At 50.3% G+C, this 16,714-nt stretch carries 13 protein-coding genes and 1 pseudogene; all 14 read right to left on the bottom strand.

All coding sequences use genetic code 11. The annotated features are described in order from the left end of the window. Positions 1 to 380 (bottom strand): annotated as a pseudogene (locus tag DXC57_RS15170) (RNA-guided endonuclease TnpB family protein); the annotation flags it as partial. Positions 381 to 434: 54 nt separating this feature from the next. Continuing rightward, positions 435 to 851: an IS200/IS605 family transposase gene (tnpA, locus tag DXC57_RS15165; RefSeq protein WP_118556385.1), complete on the bottom strand. Its 417-nt coding sequence runs from the start codon at positions 849 to 851 to the stop codon at positions 435 to 437. Positions 852 to 1,026: 175 nt separating this feature from the next. Beyond that, positions 1,027 to 2,895: a DNA helicase RecQ gene (gene recQ, locus DXC57_RS15160; protein WP_118653392.1), complete on the bottom strand. Its 1,869-nt coding sequence runs from the start codon at positions 2,893 to 2,895 to the stop codon at positions 1,027 to 1,029. Positions 2,896 to 3,087: 192 nt separating this feature from the next. Then, entirely contained in the window at positions 3,088 to 3,882 is a 795-nt protein-coding gene (locus DXC57_RS15155; protein WP_227589748.1) for an HAD family hydrolase, read from the bottom strand. Then, entirely contained in the window at positions 3,869 to 4,456 is a 588-nt protein-coding gene (locus DXC57_RS15150) for a xanthine phosphoribosyltransferase (RefSeq protein WP_022359972.1), read from the bottom strand. The genes DXC57_RS15155 and DXC57_RS15150 overlap by 14 nt, the downstream gene beginning before the upstream one ends. A gap of 38 nt (positions 4,457 to 4,494) precedes the next feature. After that, a complete protein-coding gene (tig, locus tag DXC57_RS15145; protein WP_118653390.1) occupies positions 4,495 to 5,631 on the bottom strand; it encodes a trigger factor in 1,137 nt (378 codons plus the stop codon). A 276-nt stretch (positions 5,632 to 5,907) separates the two neighbouring features. Further along, the gene (locus tag DXC57_RS15140; protein ID WP_118653388.1) at positions 5,908 to 7,302 is read right to left on the bottom strand and encodes an aminopeptidase; all 1,395 of its coding nucleotides are present in this window, start codon (positions 7,300 to 7,302) and stop codon (positions 5,908 to 5,910) included. 20 nt (positions 7,303 to 7,322) lie between these two features. After that, entirely contained in the window at positions 7,323 to 7,781 is a 459-nt protein-coding gene (dtd, locus tag DXC57_RS15135) for a D-aminoacyl-tRNA deacylase (RefSeq protein ID WP_022359969.1), read from the bottom strand. A gap of 38 nt (positions 7,782 to 7,819) precedes the next feature. After that, positions 7,820 to 9,637 carry a glycerophosphodiester phosphodiesterase family protein gene (locus tag DXC57_RS15130; RefSeq protein ID WP_107000637.1) on the bottom strand — a complete coding sequence of 606 codons (1,818 nt, stop codon included), beginning with the start codon at positions 9,635 to 9,637 and terminating at the stop codon, positions 7,820 to 7,822. A gap of 12 nt (positions 9,638 to 9,649) precedes the next feature. After that, on the bottom strand, positions 9,650 to 10,381 hold the full coding sequence (locus DXC57_RS15125) for a GTP pyrophosphokinase family protein (RefSeq protein ID WP_333489802.1): 732 nt from the start codon (positions 10,379 to 10,381) through the stop codon (positions 9,650 to 9,652). Between the two features lie 71 nt (positions 10,382 to 10,452). Beyond that, positions 10,453 to 11,367: a S1 RNA-binding domain-containing protein gene (locus DXC57_RS15120; RefSeq protein WP_107000639.1), complete on the bottom strand. Its 915-nt coding sequence runs from the start codon at positions 11,365 to 11,367 to the stop codon at positions 10,453 to 10,455. A 310-nt stretch (positions 11,368 to 11,677) separates the two neighbouring features. Then, the gene (locus DXC57_RS15115; protein WP_182426688.1) at positions 11,678 to 13,675 is read right to left on the bottom strand and encodes a TRAP transporter permease; all 1,998 of its coding nucleotides are present in this window, start codon (positions 13,673 to 13,675) and stop codon (positions 11,678 to 11,680) included. A 41-nt stretch (positions 13,676 to 13,716) separates the two neighbouring features. Then, a complete protein-coding gene (locus DXC57_RS15110) occupies positions 13,717 to 14,865 on the bottom strand; it encodes a TAXI family TRAP transporter solute-binding subunit (protein WP_243022519.1) in 1,149 nt (382 codons plus the stop codon). 276 nt (positions 14,866 to 15,141) lie between these two features. Beyond that, positions 15,142 to 16,494, bottom strand: coding sequence for an NADP-specific glutamate dehydrogenase (gdhA, locus tag DXC57_RS15105; RefSeq protein ID WP_117796258.1), 1,353 nt, complete (start codon positions 16,492 to 16,494; stop codon positions 15,142 to 15,144). Positions 16,495 to 16,714: the final 220 nt, after the last annotated feature.

Here is a 16,714-nt window from a genome sequence, read left to right as displayed (position 1 = left end):
CGTAATTGGTCGGAACCTTTCTCGTGCCGGATTCCCATCTGCATGTAAGTGATTGGTATATTGTCCTGTTTAAATCGCGGCGGATTTGGATCTTTGATCCCACCGGTCTTTTTAAGGGCATAAAATGATTTCCAGGCTTTATCCAGCTGCTTGCAGGTCTCCTGCGCTGTCTGGGATGGAAGCTGTCTATACCACAGATCTCCTTTATGCGCTTTCTTCTGATAATACCAGTCAGGATACTTCTCCATCCCCAATTCTTTATATCGACGGCGTTCATAGTTGCAGACATTCCAGAGCTTGGAAGCAGCGTAACACATATGCCCTATAATATTAGAATATTCCGGCCGGATATTAACCGATGTTCTGTGAGACAACAGCATTCTCCTCCCCCCTTCAGACAGCCATGCATATGAATATTTACAATTCACATTGAATTAATACGACTTGCTCTGATGTTCAATATAACGGCGAATATTTTCCTCAGATACGGATCCGATCGTTTCCACATAATAGGAATGGTTCCACAGTTCTCCCTTCCACAACTGGTTTCTTATTTCCGGAAAACGTTCGAATAATTTCCTGCCTGTGATCCCCTTCAGATACTTGATAATGGCTGTTATTGACAGCTTTGGTGGAGCTGATACAAAACAGTGAACATGATCACCTTCACCACATTCAAATAAATGAACGGTAAAACCTTTATCGTCAGCTATCTGCTGCACGAGTTCCTGTAGGTATTTCTCAACTTCTGGGGTTAATATCTTCCGTCTGTATTTCACCGACCAAACCATATGGTAGTTAATATTACACACACAAGTCCTATAATGTATAAGATTTTCTTTCATACATATAGTATATCATATCGAAATGTAATGCGCAACCATTATTCGAACGTATTTTCGTTTTTATTGTATGCCGGTTACGGCATTACCATCAAAGGATGAGAATTATTATACTATTTGCATTGTGCAGATATGCACACGTCTGCGCTTTCATCTCGGTAATTGAATTGCCGAGGATTCCCGCTTATTGTCCTAAGAACTTCCGCACGCACTCCAGAAACCGTTCTCCATATTTTTCAAACTTATACGCACCCACGCCGGACACCTCCAGCATCTCCGCTTTCGTGACCGGTTTTAAAATACACATATGCGTCAGCGTCTTATCAGAAAATACGATATACGGCGGCACTTTTCCCTCGGATGCGATCTCGCGGCGCAGCGCGCGGAGTGCCTCGAAGAGCGTCTCTTCCTTCTCCGTAAATTCGTCTGCCCCGGCTGGAAGTTTCGCGCCCCGGCGGCTCTTTTTGCTGCTTCCAGCTGTCTGTTTCTCCCGCTCCTTCGCCATCTTCATCTCGATTGGTTCCGGTGCTTCCAGGAAAGCAGCACCTTTTTCCGTCAATTTGACAATCGAATACTCATCCGTCGTGACAAACAGATACTCCTCCACCTGGAGGAAGTTAAACATCTGGCGCAGATGCACGACGCTCTCCTTCGCCAGCTCCCCATAATGCGGATTCTCATCCATCCGGTAATTGCGGATCTTAACCGTATTCGCCCCGTGCACCGTGTCGAGAATCACCGTTGTTCCATAGCGCTGTCCGCACGACTGCACACAGCCTAAGAGACTCTCTGCCGCCGCCTGAATGTCGATCGTGTCAAATTGCGTCATACAATTCGAACAGTTTCCGCAGTAATTACTTCCATATTCGCCGAAATACCGCAGGATATAATCACGCAGGCACTCATTCGTAAAACAATAAAACGTCATCTTTTTCAGGCGTTCCCGGTCACGTTCCAGCACCACCTGCCGCGTATAGTCGTCAAGCTCCTGATTGTCCTGGTTCCGCTCAATAAAGAGCTGGTTCGTCACCACATCCCGCCCGCTATAATACAGGATGCACTCCGCCGGTTCGCCGTCACGCCCGGCACGTCCTGCCTCCTGATAGTAGGCTTCCAGGTTCTTCGGCATCCCGCAGTGCAGGACAAACCGTACATCCGACCGGTCGATTCCCATGCCGAACGCATTGGTCGCCACCATCACCGGAACCCGGTCATAGATAAAATCATCCTGATTCTTCTGCCGCTCTGCATCGGAAAGTCCCGCATGGTAACGCGTCACTGAAAATCCATCCCGGATCAGCTTCTCACAGATCTCCTCAACATTCCTGCGGGTCAGACAGTAAATAATCCCTCCCTGCCCCGGGTGCGCCTCCAGATATGCCCGGATCGCCGCATAGCGGTCCTTCGGCGTCTCCACTGCAAAATACAAGTTTTTCCGGTCAAATCCCGTCGTCAGCATCACCGGGTTCTGTAACTGCAAAATGTCGATGATATCGTCCCGGACCTCCTTGGTCGCGGTCGCCGTAAAAGCACTGACCACCGGACGCCTCGGCAGCTTCTCGATAAAATCAACAATCTTCAAATAACTCGGTCTGAAATCCTGTCCCCACTGGGAAATGCAGTGCGCCTCATCGATCGCCAGCATCGCAATATCCACGTGCATCGCAAAATCAAGAAATGCCTCCGTCATCAGACGCTCCGGCGCCACATAAATGATTGGATAACGCCCCTCGCGCGCATACCCAAGCGCCTTATAATACTGTGCCGTCGTCAGCGAACTGTTCAGATACGCCGCGTGGACGCCCGCCTGATTGAGTGCCGTGACTTGATCCTTCATCAGAGAAATCAGCGGTGACACCACCAGCGTGATTCCCGGAAGAATCAATGCCGGAACCTGATAACACAGTGATTTTCCGCTGCCCGTCGGCATGATTCCCAGCACATCACGCCCATCAAGAATCCCATCAATCAGCATTTCCTGTCCTTCTCGGAAACTGTCATATCCGAAATACCGCTTGAGAACTTCATATTTTTCCGATTTCTCATAATTCATATATCTTTATCCAACACCCTTTCATTCTAGTTCTGTCTCAACTATCCACAATCTTGAGCATTTCCAGTCTCAGACATCCACCAGTTCAATCTTTCCTGAAACCTCTCTCCACAGGATGTTTCTCTGAACTCCACACATCCACACAAATTTCACTCTTTATACATATATATCAAACACCAAACCATTTCTTCCTTACAAAAGCCCCAGCTCTTCCATCGCCCGGTAAATCCCATCTTCCTCCACGGTCTTCGCCGTAAACGTCGCATACGGCTCCAACCCGGCATCGTGTTTTCCCATGACAACCGCATTCGGCACATACTGGAACATCGACAGATCGTTCATGCTGTCTCCAAAGACCCACGCGTCCTCCAGCGCGATCCCATATTGCTTCAAAATCCACTCGATCGCACTCGCCTTAGAATGCCCCATCGGCACACACTCATAGAAGCCGCCGCCCCGGTCAATCACCTCAAAATCCCGAAGTGTCTCAAAAAATCCCGCCGGATCACTGTCTGCTCCGACCGCCACGCAAAATTTACTGATCGAAAAGGACGGATCCGACCAGTTCTTCGCCGAAACCGAGCCGCTCTGGTCGAGAATCGAGCGGATCGCCCGCATCGTTTCGGTCTGCACCCCATCTGGCCGGAAAAAGCAGGCGTCCACGCCCTCCATCACTGTATCCATCCGGAACCGCAGAATATCCTCTTTCAGTTTCTCCGCCCGTTCCGGCGAAATTCTCTGGTCATAGAGTGTCTTTCCATCCACGGAAATATAGGTACCACAGCCGCAGAGCAGCCCGTTTACCGGCGCTTCCTCCCGGATTTTGGACGTCTGGCACCAGGTCCGCCCCGTATTAATAAATGTCAAATTTCCCTTTTCCATTGTTTTTTTTAAGGCAAGCACCGCGCTTTGCGGTACCTGCCTTAATTTTTCACTAAACAATGTTCCATCAATATCAAAAAACAATGCTTTTTTATTTATCTTCATTTCTGAATACGATCTCCCCAGTCTCTGCATTCATGCTGTCTACGATCGCCAGTGACTCAACGCGGATGCCCTTATCACGGATGCGTTTGCCGCCGTCCTGAAAACCTTTTTCAATGACAATGCCCGCACCAACTAATTCTGCTCCCGAATCCTGAATCAAAGTGGTCAGACCGTCTAATGCCTTGCCCTTTGCCAGAAAATCATCGATAACCAGAACCTTATCGCCTTTTCCAAGGAACTCCTTGGACACAATAATATCATATACAGTGCCATGGGTAAACGATTCAACTTTCGTTGTATACACTTCTCCGGCAATATTTTTCGTCTTTGTTTTCTTGGCAAATACAACCGGAACATCAAAATATTCGGCTACGATACAGGCAATACCAATACCCGACGCCTCGATCGTCAGGATCTTGTTGATCTCCTCACCCTCAAAACGGCGTTTAAACTCCTTGCCGATCTCCTGGAACAGATGAATATCCATCTGGTGATTCAGGAAACGATCCACTTTCAATACATTTCCTGCTCTTACGATTCCATCTTTACGGATTCTGTCGTATAAAATCTGCATATGTCTATCCCCTTATCTGTATTTTTATGAGACGCTTTCTACTCCGCCTCGTCCTCGGCTGCTTCTGTATTCAGCGCCGCATTGTTCTCCTCAGTGCTGACGGTGATCTTGGCATTTTCTACCAGAAAATCAAGTGTCTTCTGCATTAGTGCCGTATCGTCCACCATCTTCTGATCGATGTTATCGTTCTGAAGCATCGTCTCCAGGCTCTCGTAGCCGTAGCGTTTCGCCAGTGCTTCCTTGTCCGAATCGTCGATCGTGATATTTTCCTGCTTCGCAATCTCATTTAAAACGAGGGACTGTTTCGCCATTTCCTTGGCTTCCTGGCGGATCTCCTGCTTGAAGCTGTCCTCGTCGCTTCCAATCATGCCCGCATAGGTCGCCAGATCGACGCCGTAGGAGGAAAGCATGTTGGTGTATGCCTTTAACTGTGTATCATATGCCTCGTCGATCGATGCAGTCGAGCATACAACTTCTGAATTGTCCACGACCGCATTCAGAATATCCGTATCTCTCTGATTGTCAATCGAGAGCTGTTTCTGCTCTAAGAGGTTCTCACGGGTGGATTCACGGTATTTCTCCACAGTTCCATCATCCGGTGATACGGAAGCAACGAACTCATCCGTCAGTTCCGGAACGGAGCGCTCCTTGACCGCATTGACCGTTACCTCAAATACAACCGCCTTACCTGCCAGATCCGGGTTTTTCGGATACGGATCCGGGAAGGTCAGGTTTAAGTCTTTCTGATCACCCTTCACAGCGCCGACCAGCCCATCCTCGAATCCATCGATAAAGCTGCCGGATCCCAGTGTCAGGTCATATCCCTCGGCGGTACCGCCCTCAAATGCCTCACCGTCTAAAAGTCCCTTATAGTCAATGTTGACCTGATCGCCCGTCTGGGCTGCCCGATCTACCTCGCGGTACTCGGCCTTTGAATTCAACACCTGCTGAATCTGGTTTTCTACTTCCTCGTCCGTCACGGATGCCTCGGTCACGGTCACAGCGATGCCTTTGTACTCGCCCAGCTTCACGCTGCTCTCTGCGACATACTCCTCTGTCTCTGCAGCCGTGCTCTCTGCTGCGGTCGTCTCAGTCCCTGTCTTTTTTCCGCATCCAGATGCCGCTGCTGCTACCGCAACCGCCAGACAGATGCCTGCTATTTTCCATTTCTTCATTTAGTCGTCCTCTATCTCTCAATTTCCTGCCTGCGCCATCCGGCACCTGGCTTTCAAACGCACATATGATATATCTGCACGTATGTCTTACCAATCATCATACCACAAACCAGCCTGTCGCAAAAGCGATTTTTCAATATTTTATATTTTCAGCAACTCTTTTTTCATAGTTCATCACTTTTCCCAATTTAAGGAAACCGGATATGAATTATTTGATAAAAAATTCCGCCAGAAAAAAACGTTTTGTCTTTCCTGACGGAATTTTCTGGCTATTTTTTAGCTGCAAAATGCTGCAAATGCCAGATATGTGTTATAGATATCCAGTTTCGATGCCAGCTCAAATGGGGCATGCATGGATAAAATCGGAACACCCATATCCACAACGTCTACATCCATGCCAGCCACAAACAGGGCAACCGTGCCGCCGCCGCCGACGTCTACTGCGCCCAGCTCGCCGATCTGCCAGTATACGCCTGCCTCATCCATGATCTGGATCACTTTCGCCATCGTCTCCGCGCTCGCGTCGTTGCTGCCGGATTTGCCACGCGCACCCGTATATTTCGTCAAAACGACACCCTTATTCAGATAGCAGGAGTTTTTTTCTTCAAATACACTCGCAAACGTCGGGTCATACGCCGCATTGACATCCGCCGACAGGCACAGAGAATGCCTCAGCACTTTGCGGACATCCACATTTCCTGCCTTGCACAGTCCCTCGATATAATGCAGGGTAAAATCGGAATTTAAGCCAGTATTTCCAACGGAACCGATCTCCTCTTTATCTGCCAGAATCGTAACAGTCGTATATTCCGGGGACTTGGCTTTCATCTCTGCGGTCAGTGCCGTGTACGCGCACACCTTGTCATCCTGTCCGTAAGCACCGACCAGGCTGCGGTCCAGACCAACATCTGTTGCCTTTACTGCCGGCACAAACTCGATCTCTGCACGCAGGAAATCCTTCTCCGTCATGCCAAAGCGCTCATTTAAGAGCGACAGCGCCAGCAGCTTGACCGGCTCCTTGATCGAGTCTTCTTCCTCGCACGGATACGGCAGGGATCCAACGATGATATTTAATTCCTCGCCCTTGATGCCGTCCTTCAGTTTCCGCTCATTCTGTTGTGCGGCAAGATGCGGAAGCAGATCGGTCACGCAGAAGACCGGATCACCCTCTTTTTCGCCGATGCAAATATCCATCGATGTGCCGTCCTTTAAAATCACAACACCGTGCATCGCCAGCGGGATCGTCGCCCACTGGTATTTGCGGATACCGCCGTAATAATGGGTCTTGAAATATGCCGCCTCTGCCTTCTCATACAGCGGGTTCGGTTTCAGATCCAGGCGCGGGGAATCGATGTGAGCCACGTTAATGCGGACGCCGTCCTCCAGCGGACGTTTTCCGAACGTGCTCATCAGAAGCGCTTTCTTGCGGTTGATCTGGTATACCTTGTCGCCCGGCTGATAGATTTTTCCTTCTTCGAACTCCTCATAACCAGCCTCTTTCAGGCGGAGCACCGCCTCGCGCACAAATTCGCGCTCGGTCTTTGCCGCATTTAAAAACTCCTTATATCCCTCGCAATACGCAAATGCCTTTTCCTCCTGCTCCGGGGCTTTCTTTCCAATATTAGGAAATTCCCAGATCAGTTTTTCTCTCTGTTCTTTCGCTACTGACATATCCTTCCTCCTTTTGCAAATCATTTCTTTTTCACTATCGTATCACTATCCAGCAGAATCGTAAATGGTCCATCGTTTAAAAGCTCGACCTTCATATCTGCCCCGAAAATACCGTGCTCGACCTTCCGCACCTGTCCGGCGCAGCGCGCCAGCGCGTGTTCGTAGAGATGGTTCGCCAGTTCCGGATTTCCCGCACCCGTAAAGCCCGGGCGGTTTCCGTGGCTGCAGTCCGCGTACAAAGTAAACTGGCTGATCAGCAGGATCTCGCCATCCACATCCGCCAGCGAACAGTTCGTCTTGCCGTTCTCATCCTCAAAAATACGCAACTTGCACATTTTATCCACCATTTTGTCGGTGATTTCCTCCGTGTCGGTGTCGCTGACGCCCATCAGCACCATATATCCACGGCCGATCGAGCCGATCAGCTCGCCGTCTACCTTTACACTCGCGTGTTTGACTCTCTGTAGTACAAATCTCATGTTTTTCTCCTGATTTTTATTTTTCCTGTAATCTTTCTTTACCGCAGCAGCGCCCTCAGCCGCGCCAGCAGATTCTCCGCATTTTCCTCGCCCAGAATGACTTCCCGCGCCAGGATCGGCCGGTCGGTGATGATGTTATCGACGCCGATCATCTTCATTCGCTCCAGTTCACTCTTTTTATTGACCGTCCAGACATGAACCTCCTTACCACAGGCATGGACGCGCTCGACCAGCTTCCGGTTCGCTGAACTGGAGATCAGGCTGATAAAATCGATCGCATCATCCTCGTAATAGCTTCCATATGCTGCCGACAGGATATAGCCCGTATAAATATCCGAATCCGCCGCCTTCACCCGCTTTAAATAAGAAAGACTCGTCGATGTCACGACGCACTGTTCCACGAAATCATTCTCCCGGATACAGTCCACGACCTTTTCCGGCAGATCGCTGGACGCGCCGGCATATTTGATCTCGATGTTCAGCATCATCCGTCCCCTGACATATTCGATAACGTCCTCCAGCTTCGGAATCCGCGTCCCGCTGTACTGCTCCGAATACCAGCCACCGGCATCTACCTGCTGCAGCTCATCCCAGGAAAGCGATCGGATCGTCCGCCGCGTCCCGTCGATCCGCTCCAGAGTGCTGTCATGGAACAATACCAGCACACCATCCCGCGTCTCCTGCACATCCAGCTCTGCAAAATCCGCCATCTGATCGACCGCTGCCTCCATCGCAGGCATCGTGTTCTCCGGTGCGCTCGTCGATGCGCCCCGATGCGCTGTGAGCTGCACTTCCCTCAGCTGATCCGCCGCCAGCACATTGCCCCGGTAAAAAGCGTCGTACATTGCTCCGGCGCTCAATGCCGTCAGAAGTGCCAGCGCCGCCATCCGATTGCGGCGGCTCATCCACGGAAGACCCGCATGTTCGCCAGCTTCAAACTTCCAGCGCTCTTTGTTCTGACGTTTCCGGTCCAGCTGCACATATAACACCGTCAATGCGCCATAATTGACCGACATCAGCGCGATGCTCATGAGCGGCATCAAAACCATCTCGATCCGGTCGCGCGCCTCTAAAACCAGAATCAATTCCAGACGCCGGTCCGCAAACCAGACAGCAAACACCGCCACAATCACAACCGCAATCAGATAGAGCACCACCGTTACCGCCGTAACTGCCAGATTGCACAAAACAAGCGTCCCAACTACCTGTACCCGATTACCGCGCAGCAGCTCCCTGCTTCGCAGAAATCCGCCCCGAAACGACCGCTGCTCCAGCATACAGCCAAAACAGATAAAAATCGTCGGAAGTGAAATCACAACCGCGCCAACAATCACGCCAACCAGTAAAAGCCGCCCCCAGTTCTCCGCCAGAAGCGCTGGAAGGATAAATTTGACCGCCTTCACATGACATAACATCCGGTAAATCAAAAATGAATGAAGCACCAGGCCGTGAACCGCCAGCACCAGAAACAACCTCAGATTCCGCTTTCGGATCTCTGATACCGTCAGACGGATGCCCGCCGCAAACATCGAAAAAGCGCTCATTTTCCGCGAGAGTGCCGCCGCCTGATATGCCGCCAGAAGTCCCGCCGCCTCGATGGAAACTCCCACCAGTAGGATCGCTGCCATCAAAACCAGAATCGCGATCGTAACCGGCCGCAGCAGGTAGGAAACCAGATTGCTGACCGTCACATAACTGTAGCCAGACGCGCGCACCGACAGCCGGAACAGCGCCGCCACTGCCTGCAAAAGAAGCGGCAGCGTGAGCAAACGGAAAGCCAGCTCAAACAGCAGAATATTCCCCCCATTTACCTGAACAATCTGCTTTGTCTCACCCATCCGCCTGCGTATCTTCATTTTCTTCGTCTCTTACTCTCCGGCTTCTTTCCGGTTCCCGGACGCAGATTCCCCGCTCCGTTTCCCGTCTTTCGGCTCCTGCTCGTTCCCCGCGGGCACATCCTCCCGCTCTGCTTTCTTCATTTCCTCCGCCACTTTCGCAGCTTCCTTCTCCTTCGCCTGTTCCTCCGCAATCTTCGTGATCGCCTGATTCAGGGAAAACATCTTATTATCCAGCATATCCGCCATATCCGCGCAGGCTTTCAGTTCCTGCTCCAGATAATCCGGCGCATTTCCTTCAAATTTATAATAAATCTTGTGTTCCAGACTTGCCCAGAAATCCATCGCTATCGTCCGTATCTGGATCTCCACCTTCGTATCCACCGGACCATCGCTTAGATAAATCGGGATCGTCACAACCATATGGTAACTCTTGTAGCCGTTCGGCTTCGGATTCTTGATATAATCCTTCACCACCAGCACTGTCACATCCGACTGACGCGCGATCATCTCCGCGATCCGGTAAATATCCGGGCTGAACGAGCAGATAATACGGATGCCCGCAATATCGCTCAGATGCTCAATCATGTTCGGGATCGTCACCTCATGTCCACCGCGTTTAAGCTTCTTGACGATACTCTCCGGTGTTTTCAGGCGCGATTTGATGTGCTCAATCGGATTGTAATTATATAAATGAATAAACTCGTTATTTAGAATTTCAATTTTCGTGTTAATCGCTTTCAGGGCAGAATTGTACAGAAACATGACTGTCGTCCACTGGTCAAGCTGATTATACGTCTCAGGGATATTCAATTTTCCCTCTCCTTTACTGCTATTTAGTCAAATTTAAAGCCCTTTAACAGCTCAGCAAACCCGGTTGTCGCCTCGCCTGACTCATGATAATTAAATACTTCCTCTTCCGGCGCTTCGTCCGGCTCTACCTCTTTCATGCTAAGGCTTAGTTTGCCATTTGCGGTAGACAGGATTTTCACCGTCACTTTCTGTCCCACCTTTACGACTGCACCCGGATTCTCCACGCGCTTTTTACTCATCTGGGAAACGTGTACCAGTCCGCTTAAGCCATTTTCCAGCAGGACAAACGCGCCGTATGGCTTGATTGTCTCGACCGTTCCTTCCATGATCGCGCCGGTCTCACAACGCGCAATCCGGCTCTTCTTCTCCGCATCCTGTTTTTCTCTCGCCAACTCTCTGCCGGACAGGACGAGACGTTTCTTCTCCTCATCCGCCTCAATCACCAGCACCGGAATCTTCTTTCCATTCCAGCTGTCCAGATCCTCGACATACGCTGCATCCAGTCTCGACGCCGGTATAAAGCCGCGCACGCCTTCCACCATCGCAACCGCACCGCCGTTTACGACCTCGGAAATAGTAACCTCAAGCGGTGTGCGCTCATCGAGCAGCTGACGGAAATGTTCCCACGTCATCCTGTCATTCGCCTCCTTGCGGGATAAAACGACATTGCCCTCGCCGTCGTCGGTCTGAATTACCGTTGCCGTGAGCAGGTCGCCCGGCTGAATCTCTTCTTTCATATTAAAATCCGGATCATTGCTCAGATTCTCACGGTCAATCACGCCCTGAGCAAAATATTTCAAATCCACCAGCACCTGGTCGTCCGTCACTGCAACAACCGTGCCAGTCACAATATCGCCCTCATGCAGACGCTTGAAAGACGCCTCCAGCTCCTCGGCATAGTCCTCCATTGTCTCTACCAACTCTTTATTCTCATCCATCCTGGTATTTCTCCTTTCCGTTCCTTCTACACTCTTTTGGGTGGCAAAACTCTATTGACTATTTAACCATATTCCACCCGATATTTCCAGAGTGAATTTGTGAAAATTATCTTAAAATCGATTCGCTACCGCCCGATTCACAGCCTCTGGTTTGCAAACATCCCACCGGAAACAAAAAACATACCTTGCTGAAACCGCCCGAAGTTTCCTATGCCACAAAAGACCGCACATGCCTGCGCCTGTGCGGTCTACGTTTACACACACTTCACATCACAGTTTACACGTTATGTAAACTGCAATGCAAATTCATTCATCCAACACCCGTCTCCGCATCTTTCTCCAATCCATGGTTCTTCTGCCAGAATGTCACACCGCCAACCAACACAAGTCCCAGAAGATCCGTCCATGCGCCCGGATCCATCATGCACAGACCGCCCACGATCAAAACCAGCCGCTCTACAACGGATAGCCATCCAAACAGAAAACCGTTAAGCGCCGCCGCAATCCCGAAGATACCGAGCAGCGAGGTGATGCAGATCTGCACAACCTGCAGTGCATTCGTGTCGATGAATACCATCGCCGGGTTAAATGCCAGAATATACGGCACGATAAAAGCGGCAACCGCCAGCCGCGTCGCATTGAGCGCCGTTTTCATCGGAGGCGCTTTCGCGATCGCGGAACCCGCATAAGCTGCCAATGCCACCGGCGGTGTGATATCCGCCACGATTCCGAAATAGAAAACAAAGAAATGCGCGCAGACCAGATTGATCCCGATCTCCGGTGCAATCAGAATCGGCGCACAGGTCGCCGCCATAATACAGTAATTTGCCGTCGTCGGAACGCCCATGCCAAGCACGATACAGCATAACATCGTCAGGAACAGCGCGATCAGCGGTTTTCCCTGGGAAACTGCCACAATTGCCGTGATCAGCTTCGATGCCAGACCGGTCGATGTGATACATCCAGCCACCAGCCCCGCCATCGCACAGGCAACCGCCACCGTGATCGTGCCGCGTCCGCCTGCCTCCAGCGCATCCACAATCTTTTTCAGCGTGATCCGGTTATTCCGGTTCAGAGCACCGACCGCAATCGCGGCAAAGATCGCTACCGACGCAGAAAACTGCATCGTAAATGTATTTGTCGATACCAGCACCACCAGCACAATCAACGGTGCCAGCAGATAGATCTGTTTCATCAGCACCCGCATCTGCGGCAGTTCCTCCCGCGGAATTCCACGAAGTCCCAGTTTCTGTGCCTCCAGATGCACTGCGATATAAATACCCGCAAAATACAGCACTGCCGGAAGAATCGCTTTCAGCGCCACCGTCGCATACGGCACGCCCATATATTCTGCCATCAGGAATGCTGCCGCGCCCATGATTGGCGGCATGATCTGCCCGCCGGTCGAAGCAGCCGCCTCCACTGCTCCGGCAAATTCCGGGCGGTAACCACATTTTTTCATCATCGGGATCGTGACCGAACCCGTTGTGACAGTATTTCCAACCGAAGATCCCGATACCATCCCGCAGAGCGCCGAGGAGATAACCGCCACCTTCGCCGGACCGCCCGCCGAGGAACCGCAGAGACAGTTCGCCAGGTCGATAAAAAAATTCGAGATCCCCGTCCGTTCCAGAAACGCCCCGAAAATGATAAAGACCACAATATATTTTGCACAGACATTGATCGGCGTATTCATAACGCCGCTCGTCGTGTAAAATAAATCATAAATAACCTTTCCAAAACGCACCGTCGCAAATGTATATACAAGCAGTGCACCAACCACACAGAGAATCGGGATTCCCACACAACGCCTGCAAAGTTCCATCAGCGAGAGCACCGCCAGAATCGCCATCAGCACCATAACCGGATTCTTCGTGACCCGCGTCGCCAGCTTAATGATCGCATGCGCGTTCGCCGCAAAATAGAAAAATGGAACCGCCCCCACTGCCATCAGAACCCAGTCGTACCACGGCATATGGTTGATGCGTCCGTCTCCCTTCTGAATCGGATAATGCAGATACCCGAGAATCAGAATCATTCCCAGAAACATCGACAACCGGATTTCCGGCAAGGCGGTACTGAAAAGCGTCACATAAATGCTGTAAACGGAAAATAATACCGACAGCCACCGGATGATCGATGCTGGTTTCCCCTGCCAGACGCGCGTGTTGGACTCGCGGTCATATTTTTTCATGACTAACTCAACATCCGCAGCTGTCCCTGTGTCCGAATCGCCCTTTTTCAGGCTTTCACGTTCCAGGTATTTTAGATCTGGTGCCCTGTTTTTCTTTTCCTTCCATTCACCCATTCGTATAACCCCCTTTCATACTTCATTTCTGGGTTTCCCCCTTATTTCACCGGCACCTCCATCCCTTTCTCTGCGAAATAATCCGCTGCTCCCGGATGATACGGAACCGCTGTGACCGAAGTGGCAAATTCAAGGTTCAGCTCCGCTCCCTTCGCATGCGCCGCCTTGATGGAATCCATATTTTCAAAGACGCCATAGCAGAAGTTATAGATATCCTCTGCCGGAACGTCATCGCGCGCCACTACTACCGCACCGACAGCCACCGTCCTGATATCCTCATCCGTTCCATACGCGGACGCTGGGATCGTGTTTTTGCTGTAATATGGCGATTCTTTAATCAGCTGATCCATATGCTCATCGTCCAGGCTGACGAGATACACATCCTTCGTCGCTGCCAGGGAGGTGATTGCGGTCGTCGGTGCACCCGCTACGACAAATGCCGCATCAATCTTGCCATCCTGCAACGCCTCTGCGCTGTCCCCAAAGGATTGATACGTCGGATTTATATCTTTTTCGATATCCAATCCATATGCTCCCAGCACATCCACCGCATTATAATAGACGCCTGACCCCGCCGCGCCGACCGAAACATTTTTGCCTTCCAGATCGGCTACCGACTGAATCGACGGATCCAGCGTAACAATCTGCACCTGCTCCATATAGAGCGCCGCCACGGTCGAGAAATCAGCAACTTTTCCATATTCTTCAAAGAGATTCGTACCATTGTAGGCATATGCCATGACATCCGACTGCACAAATCCCAAATCCGCGTCATGTGCATCCAGCGCCTCGATATTTGCCTGTGAACCGCCCGATGTGATCGCCGTCACCGAAGTGCTGGTCGATTCCCCTATCTTTCCTGCAAGCACGCCGCCAAATCCATAATATGTACCCTGATCGCCTCCCGTCGTGAAAATGAGGCTGGTTCCGCCATCCTTTCCGCCCTTTTTCGTGTCTGTCACCTGCGCAGCGCCAGCCCCACTCTGACTTTCTTCCTGTCCGCCTGCTGTGTTACCGGCAGTATTCCTCCCGGCTTCATTTTTACCTCCCGCAGATGTCTCTGCCGATACTCCTGTCGTTCCGGTACTGCCGCATCCCGTCAGCGCCAGCCCTGCCGCCATCGCCATGGAAATTGCTACTGCCATGTGTCCCTGCATTCTCATTTTTTTCGTCTTTTTTGTTCTTCTCATTCTCTCATTCTCCTCCCTGCTTGAACATTTACGTCTTAGATAGACTGTCAAAAATTACCATTACTATTTTATGTGTGGGAGGGAAGAATTATTCCTTGGCACGTTAGTGCCTTTTTGCGTAATAGGGAATTCCAAGGAATTTCCTATTACGCAAAAAAGACCGCTGATCCGGACTTCCTGTCACCAGGTTGTCCGAATCAGCAGTTCTTTTATGTAACTGCGTTATGCAATTATATTACTTATACATTCACTCCATATGGTATGGGGAACTACTGACTACCAGCAGATACCCTGAGCCATCATAGCGTCAGCAACTTTCTGGAAACCAACGATGTTAGCACCAGCTACCAGGTTGTAGCCTAAGCCGTATTTCTCAGCTGCTGCTGCGGAACCATCATGGATACCAGTCATAATCTGATGAAGTTTGGAATCAACTTCCTCTGCTGTCCAGCTGTATCTCTCGCTGTTCTGGCTCATCTCAAGACCAGATACAAGAACGCCACCTGCGTTAACAGCCTTGGACGGAGCTACTACCATGTTCTTCTGATCCATTAAGAATCTCAGAGCTTCGTTGGTAGTTGGCATGTTAGCTACCTCGATGTAGTACTTGATGCCGTTAGCAGCGATCTTCTTAGCCTCTTCCATACGAACATCGTTCTGAGTAGCAGCCGGCATAATGATGTCAGCCTTAACGCCGAACGGTTTCTCACCTGGGAAGAACTGTACGCCGAACTTGTCTGCGTAATCCTGAACTTTGTTACGTCCAGAAGCTCTCATCTCCAGCATGTAGTTGATCTTCTCTTCAGTTACAACACCATCTGGATCGTAGATGTATCCATCCGGACCAGACAGGGTAACAGCCTTAGCACCCAGCTCAGCCAGTTTCTTGCAGATACCCCAAGCAACGTTACCGAAACCAGATACAACAACGCTCTTGCCTTCGATTGTATCGTTCTCATGTTTCATAACAGCTTCTACATAGTAAACAGCGCCGTAACCAGTTGCTTCCGGACGAACCAGAGAACCACCGAAGGACATTCCCTTACCTGTGATAGTACCGTTCTCGAATGCACCGCGAAGTTTTCTGTACTGACCATACAGATAACCAATCTCACGTCCGCCTACACCAAGGTCACCAGCCGGGATATCTACGTCCGGTCCGATGTGACGATATAACTCAGTCATGAAGGACTGGCAGAATCTCATGATCTCGTTGTCGCTTCTGCCGTTCGGATCGAAGTCAGAACCACCTTTAGCGCCGCCCATCGGCAGAGTTGTTAAGCTGTTTTTGAATGTCTGCTCGAAGCCTAAGAACTTCATGATAGACAGGTTTACAGAAGGAGCGAAACGTAAGCCTCCTTTGTACGGTCCAATAGCGCCGTTGAACTGTACACGATAGCCACGGTTTACATGAACAGCACCGTTGTCATCAACCCACGGAACACGGAACTCGATTGTTCTCTCCGGCTCAACCATTCTCTCAAGAAGAGCTACCTTCTCGTACTCCGGATGTGCATCTACAACCGGACCCAGAGTAGATAATACTTCCTCTGCAGTCTGAAGGAATTCCGGCTCATGTGCGTTTTTCTCTTTGAGTTCTGCAAGAACTCTGTCAACATACTTGCTCATTAGATAATACCTCCTGATATGTATATAAGTTTGAATAGCTCACTCAACTATGGTTACCACTAATACTCGATGATATATTCATCTATCTTGTACAATTTTCCCTCTGGTTCCAAATCGTTTTTGTGAACTTTTCTGTTTCTGTAATGTATTATATATCATCTCTTCGGCAAAATCAAATAAAAATAGTCTTATAGATGTTATTATCATTTGCTTATGGAGT

Source organism: Clostridium sp. TF06-15AC (assembly GCF_003481165.1).
Taxonomy (GTDB): domain Bacteria; phylum Bacillota; class Clostridia; order Lachnospirales; family Lachnospiraceae; genus Otoolea; species Otoolea fessa.
This window is presented reverse-complemented; position numbering and strand designations above follow the sequence as displayed.